This is a genomic window from Pseudomonas sp. BS3767, from assembly GCF_900099665.1.
GTDB classification, from domain to species: Bacteria; Pseudomonadota; Gammaproteobacteria; order Pseudomonadales; family Pseudomonadaceae; genus Aquipseudomonas; species Aquipseudomonas cerasi.
Window position 1 is genome coordinate 21284 of record NZ_FNCX01000011.1, and the last position, 12004, is coordinate 33287.

Here is a 12004-nt window from a genome sequence, read left to right on the forward strand (position 1 = left end):
GAATCAATGCCGCATATTTTGATCGTCGAAGACGAAACGATTATCCGCTCAGCCCTGCGTCGCCTGCTTGAACGCAACCAGTATGAAGTCAGTGAAGCCGGCTCCGTTCAAGAGGCTCAGGAACGCTTCAGCATCCCGTCGTTCGATCTGATCGTCAGCGACCTGCGCCTGCCTGGCGCGCCCGGCACCGAGCTGATCAAGCTCGGCGAAGGCAAACCGGTGCTGATCATGACCAGTTATGCGAGCCTGCGCTCGGCGGTCGACTCGATGAAGATGGGCGCGGTGGACTACATCGCCAAACCCTTCGATCACGATGAAATGCTCCAGGCAGTCTCGCGGATCCTGCGTGATCGACAGACGGTCAAGCACCTTCAGGACGAGCGCAACGCCACCGCCAAAACCAGCAGCGCTGAAAAAGGCCCGGCACAGAACCATAATGGCGAGATCGGCATCATCGGCTCATGCCCGCCCATGCTCGATCTCTACAGCAAGATCCGCAAAGTCGCCCCGACTGATTCCAATGTTCTGATTCAAGGGGAATCAGGCACTGGTAAGGAACTGGTCGCCCGCGCCCTGCACAATCTCTCACGCCGCGCCAAGGCGCCGATGATTTCCGTCAACTGTGCGGCCATTCCCGAATCGCTGATCGAGTCCGAACTGTTCGGTCACGAGAAAGGCGCGTTCACCGGAGCCAGCGCAGGCCGTGCAGGTCTGGTTGAGGCCGCTGACGGTGGCACGCTGTTTCTCGATGAAATCGGCGAACTGCCGCTGGAAGCCCAGGCTCGCCTGCTGCGCGTATTGCAAGAGGGCGAAATTCGGCGCGTCGGCTCGGTGCAGTCGCAAAAGGTCGACGTACGCCTGATTGCCGCGACCCACAGGGACCTGAAAACGCTGGCCAAAAATGGCGAGTTTCGTGAAGACCTGTTCTATCGCTTGCACGTCATCGCCCTGAAACTCCCGGCGCTGCGGGAACGTGGCAGCGACATCCTGGAAATCGCCCGTGCGTTCCTGGCTCGCCAGAGCAGCAAGGTCGGGCGCGACGACCTCAAATTTGCACATGACGCGGAACAGGCTATCCGCCATTACAGTTGGCCGGGGAACGTACGCGAGCTGGAAAACGCCGTGGAACGCTCGGTGATTCTGTGCGAGAACCCGGAAATCACCGCTGACCTGCTGGGTATCGACATTGAGCTCGACGGGCTGGATGACGACGAATACATGGGCATGGCGCCGTTGCCGGGCTCTTCTGGCTCGACGGGCAACGAGCCCGCCGAAGACCTGTCGCTCGAAGACTATTTTCAGCACTTCGTTCTGGAGCATCAGGACCATATGACTGAGACCGAGCTGGCGCGCAAACTGGGTGTCAGTCGCAAATGTCTGTGGGAGCGCCGTCAGCGTCTGGGTATCCCGCGTCGCAAGGGCGTCGCCAACGAGACATAAAATCAGCCCAAGGCTCTGGCACGCGGTGCGCAGGGCGGGGACAAACTGTTACCTCACGCGCTTCACGTAACAAAAGCCGGGTCTTACGGTAACGCAGGCCCGGCTTTTTTGTGCGCACTCGAACGGCCTTTCGCCCGCAAAGGCCCGGTTTACGGGGCCTGGTCAAAGTTGGCACAGCTTCTGCTATATGCTTGGTACAAGAAGAACAACAAGCCGTACGACACCCATAATAAAAACAATACGAATCGACTCACGCATAACAAGAACAACACGGCGGAGGCGCAGCTAACTGATTCTTTTGGAGAGGAGTTGTATTGGGGGCTTGCCCCGCAACCAGGCCGAGAACAACAAAAACTACCCTTAGGTAGCGCCTGAACTGGTTGGATCGAATGATCATTGCAACGCAGCGACCAAAGCAATCCGTTTGCTCTTGACTCCCGATTGGGAGGTTTCACAGACGCAAGTCTCGTGAATGGGCACTCAACAAAAACAAGAAGCCCAGGCAGAAAACAATAATAAAGAGCACACACTTTGGGGGAGCTTCGGCTCCCCCAGTAGCTTCCCCGCCTTGATCCGCGCCATCGCTTACCCTTCCGCGACAGCTTCCTACACCATCACTCGACTAAATGCTAGAATCCCCGCCCATCATGCGGTCATTCCACGTTTTTGGCCGAATATTCCTTCAAACAGTGCATCCCATGCTGAAGAAGTTGTTCCAGTCATTTCGTTCCCCACTGCGCAAACCGCAGCAACACACGCGCACCACGCCTGAAGTGCTCAATAGCAGCCAACATTCGCTGCAACGCAGTCAGTTCAGCCGCTATGCCGTGAATATCGTCGAGCGCCTGCAGAATGCCGGCTACCAGGCCTATCTGGTCGGTGGCTGCGTACGCGACATGATGCTCAACATCACGCCCAAGGATTTCGACGTCGCTACCAGCGCCACGCCCGAACAGGTGCGTGCCGAATTCCGCAACGCGCGGATCATCGGTCGTCGGTTCAAGCTGGTGCACATCCACTTCGGTCGCGAAATCATCGAAGTGGCGACATTCCGCGCCAATCATCCTCAGGATGACGAAGAAGAGGACAGCAACCAGTCCTCGCGCAATGAAAGCGGACGCATCCTGCGTGACAACGTATACGGCACACTTGAAGAAGACGCCCAGCGTCGCGACTTCACGATCAACGCGCTTTACTACGATCCGGTCAGCGAGCGCGTTCTGGATTACGCCAACGGCGTGCATGACATCCGCAATCGCCTGATCCGCCTGATCGGCGATCCGGAGCAGCGTTATAAAGAAGACCCGGTGCGCATGCTGCGTGCCGTGCGCTTCGCGGCCAAGCTGGACTTCGGCATCGAGAAGCACAGCGCTCAACCTATCCGCGCACTGGCGCCGATGCTGCGTGACATTCCGTCGGCCCGCCTGTTCGAAGAAGTGCTCAAACTGTTCCTCTCCGGGCACGCCGCCCCCACCTTTGAAATGCTGGTGGACCTGGAGCTGTTCGAACCGTTGTTCCCGGCCAGCTCCAAGGCCCTGGAATACAACCCGACCTACACCCATACGCTGATCAGCAATGCGCTGATCAATACCGACCTGCGCATCAAGCAGAACAAACCGGTCACGCCGGCGTTTCTGTTTGCTGCCCTGCTCTGGCCTGCGCTGCCAGCCAAGGTGCTGCGCGCTCAGGAACGTGGCATGCCGCCGATTGCAGCGATGCAGGAAGCCGCTCACGAACTGATCATCGAGCAATGCCAGCGCATCGCGATTCCCAAGCGCTTCACCCTGCCGATCCGCGAGATCTGGGACATGCAGGAGCGCCTGCCGCGCCGTTCGGGCAAACGCGCCGACCTGCTGCTCGACAACTCGCGGTTCCGCGCGGGCTACGACTTCCTGCTGTTGCGTGAAACAGCCGGCGAGCAGACCGATGGTCTGGGCCAGTGGTGGACCGATTATCAGGACTGCAACGACAGCGAACGCCGCGACATGATTCGCGACCTGAGCAACAAGCCTGAAGCGGCGGGCACAGCCCCGCGCAAGCGTCGTCGTAACAGCGGCGCCAAACGCAAGCGCACCACGGGCGAGGCGCAAAGCGGTGAGTGAACCGCTGTTGGCCACTGAACGCGTGTATATCGGTCTGGGCAGCAACCTGGCTGACCCGGCCGAACAATTGCGCAGCGCCCTCAAAGCCATTTCGCAGTTGCCCGGTTGTCACTTGAGCGGCGTGTCGTCCTTCTATATCAGCGACTCGCTACTGCCAGGCCAACCGCGCTTCACCAATGCCGTCGCGGCAATCGACACCGCTCTGCCCCCCCTGACGCTGCTTGATGCGCTGCAAGCCATTGAGCTGGATCAGGGCCGCGAACGCCATGAACGCTGGGGGCCGCGCACGCTGGACCTCGATATTCTGCTGTTCGGCGACCGTCTGATTGACGAACCACGCCTCAAAGTGCCGCATTACCACATGCAGGCCAGGGCATTCGTGCTGTACCCACTGGCAGAGCTGGCTCCAGAGCTGACACTGGCCGACGGGCGCCCACTGAATCGCCTGCTTGATGAATGCCCGTTCACAGGTCTTGAGCGTCTGCCTGCCGAGGCATGAAGCCTGTCTGTCACCGCACCGGTGTAACCGGTCGGACGCACAGGTAACACCTTCAATTGACTTCACGCCCCCTCCTCACGAAGATAGGCCTCCCGCCGCCACACCACAGGCGAACGGGCGCGAAACAGGCCTTTGCAAAACACCGCGATACGACGGTGTGCCTGCTTTTCCAGGATGACTCTCACGCGCTGAGCACCCGTCTTCACAGCGCCTGATGGAGGACTTTACATGCCGAACATAACCGTTACGTCGCTGCTGGCCATGAAGCAGAAGGGTGAGAAAATCACCATGCTGACCTGCTACGACGCAACTTTCGCCCACACGGCCTCCCAATCGGGTGTCGAAGTGCTGCTGATAGGCGACTCGCTGGGCATGGTCCTGCAGGGTCACGACAGCACCCTGCCTGTTACCACGGCTGAAACGGCGTACCACGTTGCCTGTGTGAAACGCGGCAACCAGGGCGCGATGATTCTCGCCGACCTGCCGTTCATGGCCAACGCAACGCTGGAACAGACCCTGATCAACAGCGCAACGCTGATGCAGGCGGGCGCACACATGATCAAGGTCGAAGGCGCTGCATGGCTGGCCGAGTCGATCCGTTTGCTGGCCGAGCGCGGCATTCCGGTGTGCGCGCACATGGGCCTGACCCCGCAGGCCGTCAACGTGCTGGGCGGCTACAAGGTTCAGGGTCGGCTGGAGGCGCAGGCCAGGCAGATGCGCGCCGATGCAATCGCGCTGGAACAGGCGGGCGCAGCGATGATCCTGCTGGAGTGCGTACCCAGCGAACTGGCTGAGGAAATCACCCAGGCAGTGAAGGTCCCGGTCATCGGCATTGGCGCAGGCAGCGCTACCGACGGTCAGGTCCTGGTGCTGCACGACATGCTCGGCCTGTCCATCACCGGGCGCGTGCCCAAGTTCGTGAAAAATTTCATGACCGGCCAGCCCGACATCCAGTCGGCTATCCGGGCCTACGTGGCCGCAGTCAAAGACGTCAGCTTTCCGGCCACTGAACACGGATTCTCGGCATGAACACAGTAAAAACCGTACAGGACCTGCGCGCCGCTGTTGCGCGGGCACGCAGCGAAGGCAAGCGCATCGCGCTGACCCCGACGATGGGCAACCTGCACAGCGGCCACGCCGCGCTGGTCACCAAGGCGGCGCAGCGTGCCGATTTCGTGGTCGCTACCATTTTCGTCAATCCGCTGCAGTTCGGTCCCAACGAAGACCTGGCCACCTACCCTCGCACGCTGGCTGCCGATCAGGAAAAACTCCTGCAGGCCGGCTGCAACCTGCTGTTCACGCCAAGCGTGGAGGAAATGTACCCGCACGGCATGGCCGACCAGACGCTGGTCAGCGTGCCGCACCTGTCGCAAGGCCTGTGTGGCGCCAGCCGCCCCGGCCATTTCGAAGGTGTCGCGACCGTGGTCAGCAAGCTGTTCAACATGGTGCAGCCTGACCTGGCGATCTTTGGTGAAAAAGACTTCCAGCAACTGGCCGTGATTCGGGCCATGGTCCGTGATCTGAACATGCCGATCCAGATCATCGGCGAGCCGACGGTACGTGCCGACGATGGCCTGGCGCTGTCCTCGCGCAACGGTTATCTGAGCGACGATCAGCGCGCCGCGGCACCCGCGCTGTATCAGGCGATTCGCCAGACCGCCGACGCGATCAGGGCCGGCGAGCAGGATTTCGATGCGCTGCTGGCGAGCAAGAGGCAGCAACTGGAGGCCGCCGGTTTTCGTATCGACTATCTGGAGATACGCGATGCCACCAGCCTGCGTCCGACGACTGCCGAGAATCGCGACCTGGTCATCCTCGCAGCGGCATTCCTGGGCAAAACCCGCTTGATCGATAACCTGCACCTGACCAGAAGCTGACAGGATGTGCGCAGGCAATGAACTAAGACACACCGGTAATGCCATACCGGTACAGGTTGCCTGAACCACAGCCGACAGTATTCGAGACAAAACCCCGGTTGCCTGTGTGCGAAAAAGTACCGGGGTCATGTAAGGCGAGGCGCAGACAAACAGGTACGCGAAGGGTAGTCTGCGATGTGTAGCCCGTGAGAAAGCTTGCGACCTCGCTCCAACAATATCCAAAGACAGAACCAGTTAAAGGAAACCCGCAGCGATGGCGTACTACCGCACTCCTTCCGATGTGACCGCTCTGCCCGCTTGGCAAGCGTTGAGCAAACACCGCCAGGCCATGCAGAATTTCAGCATGCGCGAAGCGTTCAACACCGACCCGCAGCGCTTCAGCCAATTCACCCTCAGCAGCGCTGGCCTGTTTCTCGATTATTCCAAAAACCTGATCACCACCGAGACCCGCGACCTGTTGGTCAGCCTGGCTGGCGAAGTGGGCCTCAAGGAGGCGATCAAGGCTCAGTATGACGGCGAGCTGGTCAACTCATCCGAAGGCCGCCCTGCTCTGCACACCGCTCTGCGCCGTCCGGTCGGCGACAAGTTGAAAGTCAACGGCGTCGATGTGATGCCGGACGTACACCGCGTACTCAATCAGATGACCGAACTGGTCGGCCGCATCCATGACGGCCTGTGGCGCGGTTACACCGAAAAACCGATTACCGACGTGGTGAACATCGGCATCGGCGGCTCGTTCCTCGGTCCGGAGCTGGTCTCCGAAGCGCTGGTGGCCTACGCGCACAAGGGTGTCCGCTGCCATTACCTGGCCAACATCGACGGCAGCGAGTTTCACGAGTTGTCGATGAAGATTCGTGCCGAGACCACGCTGTTCATCGTCTCGTCGAAATCCTTCAACACGCTGGAAACCCTGAAAAACGCTCAGGCTGCACGTGCCTGGTACCTGGCGCAGGGCGGCTCGGAAGTCGAACTGCATCGCCACTTCATCGCGGTGTCCAGCAACAACGCGGCGGCCGTGGCCTTCGGCATCCGTGAAGAAAACATCTTCCCGATGTGGGACTGGGTCGGCGGTCGCTATTCGCTGTGGTCGGCCATCGGTCTGCCTATCGCGCTGGCCATCGGCATGTCCAACTTCAAGGAACTGCTGTCCGGTGCCTACACCATGGACCAGCATTTCCAGAGCGCGCCGTTCGAGCAGAACATGCCGGTGTTGCTGGGCTTGCTGGGCGTCTGGTACGGCAATTTCTGGGGCGCACAAAGCCACGCGATCCTGCCGTACGATCACTATCTGCGTAACATCACCAAGCACTTGCAACAACTGGACATGGAATCCAACGGCAAGAGCGTCCGTCAGGACGGTACGCCGACGTCGACCGATACCGGGCCGGTGATCTGGGGTGGCGTGGGCGCCAATGGTCAGCACGCTTACCACCAGTTGCTGCACCAGGGCACGCAGATGATTCCGGCCGACTTCATTGTGCCGATCGTCAGCTTCAACCCGGTTGCCGACCATCACCAGTGGCTGTACGCCAACTGCCTGTCGCAAAGCCAGGCACTGATGATGGGCAAGACCCGCGCAGAAGCCGAAACAGAACTGCGCGAGAAGGGTATGGATGAGCAAGAGGTGCAGAAGCTGGCACCGCACAAGGTCATCCCCGGCAACCGTCCGAGTAATACGCTGGTGGTCGAGCGCATCAGCCCGCGTCGTCTTGGCGCGCTGGTGGCCATGTACGAACACAAGGTGTTCGTGCAGAGCGTGATCTGGGGCACCAACGCCTTTGACCAATGGGGTGTGGAGCTGGGCAAGGAAATGGGCAAGGCGGTCTACCAGCGCCTGACCGGCGGCACCGAAGAGCCGGCTGACGATGCATCGACCCAAGGTCTGATCAACTACTTCCGCGGCCGTCACCGCGGCTGATTTGTCCCTCTCATGGTTATGACCATCGTTCCCACGCTCCGCGTGGGAATGCCGTTCGTAACGCTCTGCGTCACAAAAAGGACGCAAAGCGTCCAGAACTGCATGCCGACGCGAAGCGTCGGCACGATAGTCAGTTGGACTTGTGCATCACAGTGAGCGCTGCGCGCTTGGCATGAGAGCTTCAGTCAGTTTTATCCACGCCCTCCCCCGATGCCCTGAGCACGACATGGAATTCATCCGCACCCGCATCGAAACCCAGGTCATCAGCCTTACCGGCCTGGCGCTGGGTCAACTTGATCTGGAAAGCCCCAAGGGCGATCCGGGCCTGTTTGGCCCTCAGGCGGTGTGCTGGAAGGTGCATGGCGATTTCACCAGCATGCTGGTCGGCGGCATCAGCGCATTGATGCTGCAGGCTTTGCACCCGCTGGCACTGGCGGGCATCTGGGACCACTCCAACTTTCGTCAGGACATGCTCGGCCGCCTGCGCCGTACCGGGCAGTTTCTGTCCGGCACCACCTATGGCTCAACGCGAGATGCCAACTGGCTGATCGACAAGGTCCGCAACATTCACCTCAACATCGTCGGCACCGCGCCCGATGGTCGGCCGTATGCCGCCAGCGATCCGGATTTGCTGACCTGGGTGCATGTGGCTGAAGTCAGCAGCTTTCTCGCAGCCCATCTGCGCTACCTCAACCCGGATATGTCGCTCGCCGATCAGGACGCGTATTACGCTGAAACAGCGCTGGTTGCCGAGCGACTCGGTGCACGCAACGTTCCACGCTCGCATCAGGCCATCGCTGACTATCTGGCAGACATTCGTGGCCAACTGGTCTGTGACGCGCGCAGCCGTGAAGTGCTGCGCCTGCTGCTTGACGCGCCTGCCCCCAACTGGCTGGCCAAGCCGTTTGGCGTGTTGATGATGCGCGCCGGTATCGATCTGCTGCCGGACTGGGCCAGTGACATGCTCGACATCACGCAAAGCCCCTTCAAACGCCGGATGATCCACCTGGGCGTCAACAGTACTGCGCCCATTCTGCGCTGGGCCGTACGCGACGGATCGGCGCAACGTGCCAGGCGCCGCATGGACGTTTGAACCATACGTGACGGTTTGCGGCAAACCGTGACCGAGCGGTTCACGGTTGGAACCTGCCTGCCTATCTGTGCCACCATGAGCGCTCAATAACAATGAGGATCAGCACCATGCTCGACGTCGTTATCGTCGCCGCCACCCGTACCGCCGTGGGCAGCTTTCAGGGCTCACTGGCCTCTGTCGCCGCAGTCGACCTCGGCGCAGCGGTCATTCGTCAACTGCTTGCCCGCACCGGCGTGGACGGCGCGCAGGTCGATGAAGTCATCATGGGTCAGGTGCTGACCGCAGGCGCTGGTCAGAACCCGGCGCGGCAGGCAGCCATCAAGGCCGGCCTGCCCTTCTCGGTACCGGCCATGACCCTGAACAAGGTCTGCGGCTCCGGCCTCAAGGCCCTGCACCTGGCGACCCAGGCGATCCGCTGCGGCGACGCCGAGATCATCATCGCCGGCGGCCAGGAAAACATGAGTCTGTCCAACTACGTGCTGCCGGGCGCGCGTACCGGTCTGCGCATGGGCCACGCCAGCATGGTCGATACAATGATCACTGACGGCCTGTGGGATGCATTCAATGATTACCACATGGGCATCACCGCCGAGAACCTCGCGCAGCAGTACGATATCAGTCGTGAAGCCCAGGACGAGTTCGCCGCCTTGTCTCAGCAAAAGGCGATGGCTGCGATTGAAGCCGGACGCTTCGCCGATGAGATCACGCCAATCCTGATCCCCCAGCGCAAGGGTGATCCGCTGTCCTTTGCAACAGACGAGCAGCCCCGCGCCGGCACCACCGCCGAGACCCTGGCCAAGCTCAACCCCGCCTTCAAAAAGGACGGCACGGTCACCGCCGGCAATGCCTCGTCGCTGAACGACGGGGCTGCCGCCGTGATGCTGATGAGTGCCGCCAAGGCCGAGCAACTGGGCTTGCCGGTGCTGGCGCGCATCGCCGCGTATGCCAACGCCGGTGTCGACCCGGCCATCATGGGCATCGGGCCGGTCAGTGCCACGCGTCGCTGCCTGGACAAGGCTGGCTGGTCGCTGGCCGAACTGGACCTTATCGAAGCCAACGAAGCCTTTGGCGCACAGTCCCTGTCGGTGGGCAAGGAGCTGGGGCTGGATCCGCAAAAGCTCAACGTGAATGGTGGCGCTATCGCCCTTGGCCACCCCATTGGCGCGTCGGGCTGCCGCGTGCTGGTGACACTGCTGCACGAGATGATCAGGCGCGATGTGAAGAAGGGCCTGGCCACGCTGTGCATCGGTGGTGGTCAGGGGGTTGCCCTGGCGCTGGAGCGCTAGGGCAGGCAGAAGGCGCGGGACAGCCCGCGCCTTGCATCATCAGGCGGCTGCGGGCGCCACTTCCATGTCAGCAGGCTCCGGACGCTTGATCAGCGCGTAGATCACGCCGGTCAGCACACTGCCGGCGATGATCGCCACCAGATAAAGCAGCGCATGGTTGATCGCGTTGGGGATCAGCATCACGAACAGGCCACCATGCGGTGCCATCAGCTTGCAACCGAAGTACATCGACAACGCACCCGTCAGCGCGCCACCCACGACACTGGCCGGAATCACCCGCAACGGGTCCTTGGCAGCGAAGGGAATGGCACCTTCCGAGATGAAGCACAGCCCCAGCACGAACGCCGCCTTGCCTGCTTCACGCTCGCTCTGGGCGAACTTGCGGCGGGCCAGGATCGTGGCGATGCCCATGCCGATGGGCGGCACCATACCGGCAGCCATCGCTGTAGCCATCGGCGCGTAGCTCTGGGACGCCAGCAAACCGACCGAGAACGCATAGGACGCCTTGTTGATCGGCCCACCGAGGTCGACGCACATCATTGCGCCCAGCACCACGCCCAACAGGATCGCGTTGGTGGTGCCCATGCTGTCGAGGAAGTGCGTTAACGCTTCGAGCATCCCGGCAACCGGCTTGCCGACCACGTAAATCATCACCAGACCGGTGAACAGGCTCGACAGCAACGGGATGATCAGAATCGGCTTGAGCGCTTCGACACTGGCCGGCAGACGTGCGTAGCGGTTGATCGCGGCAGCACTGTAACCGGCCAGAAAGCCTGCAACGATACCGCCAATGAACCCGGCACCCAGCGTACTCGCCAACAGACCACCGATCATGCCGGGTGCCAGCCCCGGACGGTCAGCAATCGAATAGGCGATGTAACCGGCCAGCAACGGCACCATCAGTTTGAACGCCGCTTCCCCACCGATCTGCATCAGTGCCGCAGCCAGCGTGCCCGGCTCTTTGAACGCGGTGATACCGAACACGAAGGAAAGAGCGATCAACAGCCCGCCCGCCACGACCATCGGCAGCATGAACGACACGCCGGTCAGCAGGTGCTTGTAGACGCCCGTCTTTTCTTGTCTGGCGGGTGACTTGGCGGTGGCCTCATCGGATTCCACCTGCCCTTCCGCCAAGGCTTTTTTCAGGGTCGCCTCGGACTGCTTGAGGGCGATACCGGTGCCGCAACGGTAGATCTTCTTGCCGGCAAAGCGGTCGGTATTGACCTCGATATCCGCCGCCAGCAGCACCACGTCGGCATCGGCGATGGCCTTGGCGCTGAGCGGGTTGCGTGCACCGACCGAACCCTGGGTTTCGACTTGCAGGTCGTAATTCAGACGCTTGGCAGCCTGCTGGATCGCTTCGGCCGCCATGAACGTGTGCGCGACGCCGGTCGGACAAGCCGTGATCGCAACGATGCGCGGTTGCGCGCCCGTATCACCGCTTGCCTGAGGCGCAGCTGCTTCGGACGCCACATGCACCTGCGCTTCTCGCTCGGCGCGCTGCAGAAAACTGTCGACATCCTGCAACGCATGCGCAGGCGAATCCTGAAACAGGCGTTTGCCGACAAAGCGGCTCAGGTCCACAGGACCGGTATTGACCACCAGGACAAGATCGGCGGCTTCGATGTCCTGAGCGGACAAGTGCTGATCGGCCTTATTGGGATCGATGATTTCGACGCTGGTTTCCCAGCCCTGGCGCAGGGCCGCCGCTTCGAGCAATCGTGCGCTGAGTACGCTGCTGACCTTGCCGTTCGGGCAGGCCGTAACTATGGCTAACTTCATGACGATC

Annotated in this window: 9 protein-coding genes; 8 read left to right on the top strand and 1 reads right to left on the bottom strand. The window is 61.2% G+C overall.

The genetic code is table 11. From position 1 onward, the window contains the following. Positions 1-6 precede the first annotated feature (6 nt). From BLR16_RS24655 to BLR16_RS24690, 8 genes are all read left to right on the top strand, one after another. The gene (locus BLR16_RS24655; RefSeq protein WP_003430684.1) at positions 7-1440 is read left to right on the top strand and encodes a sigma-54-dependent transcriptional regulator; all 1434 of its coding nucleotides are present in this window, start codon (positions 7-9) and stop codon (positions 1438-1440) included. A gap of 698 nt (positions 1441-2138) precedes the next feature. Next, the gene (locus BLR16_RS24660; protein WP_003345072.1) at positions 2139-3542 is read left to right on the top strand and encodes a polynucleotide adenylyltransferase PcnB; all 1404 of its coding nucleotides are present in this window, start codon (positions 2139-2141) and stop codon (positions 3540-3542) included. Then, the gene (gene folK, locus BLR16_RS24665) at positions 3535-4041 is read left to right on the top strand and encodes a 2-amino-4-hydroxy-6-hydroxymethyldihydropteridine diphosphokinase (protein WP_003371342.1); all 507 of its coding nucleotides are present in this window, start codon (positions 3535-3537) and stop codon (positions 4039-4041) included. Before BLR16_RS24660 ends, folK begins: the two co-directional genes overlap by 8 nt. A 228-nt stretch (positions 4042-4269) precedes the next feature. Continuing rightward, positions 4270-5070, top strand: a complete 801-nt coding sequence (panB, locus tag BLR16_RS24670; protein WP_003371340.1) for a 3-methyl-2-oxobutanoate hydroxymethyltransferase — start codon at positions 4270-4272, stop codon at positions 5068-5070. Continuing rightward, positions 5067-5918 (top strand): pantoate--beta-alanine ligase, encoded by an 852-nt coding sequence (panC, locus tag BLR16_RS24675; RefSeq protein WP_003430688.1) that lies wholly within the window; start codon positions 5067-5069, stop codon positions 5916-5918. The genes panB and panC overlap by 4 nt, the downstream gene beginning before the upstream one ends. A gap of 253 nt (positions 5919-6171) precedes the next feature. Then, entirely contained in the window at positions 6172-7836 is a 1665-nt protein-coding gene (pgi, locus tag BLR16_RS24680) for a glucose-6-phosphate isomerase (RefSeq protein ID WP_003371334.1), read from the top strand. A 226-nt stretch (positions 7837-8062) separates the two neighbouring features. Further along, positions 8063-8929, top strand: coding sequence for an oxygenase MpaB family protein (locus BLR16_RS24685; RefSeq protein WP_003430690.1), 867 nt, complete (start codon positions 8063-8065; stop codon positions 8927-8929). Positions 8930-9036: 107 nt separating this feature from the next. Continuing rightward, positions 9037-10215 carry an acetyl-CoA C-acetyltransferase gene (locus BLR16_RS24690; RefSeq protein WP_074809186.1) on the top strand — a complete coding sequence of 393 codons (1179 nt, stop codon included), beginning with the start codon at positions 9037-9039 and terminating at the stop codon, positions 10213-10215. Positions 10216-10254: 39 nt separating this feature from the next. Here BLR16_RS24690 and BLR16_RS24695 read toward each other — a convergent pair whose 3' ends face one another. Beyond that, a complete protein-coding gene (locus BLR16_RS24695; protein WP_003430694.1) occupies positions 10255-11997 on the bottom strand; it encodes a PTS fructose-like transporter subunit IIB in 1743 nt (580 codons plus the stop codon). Between the last annotated feature and the right edge of the window lie 7 nt (positions 11998-12004).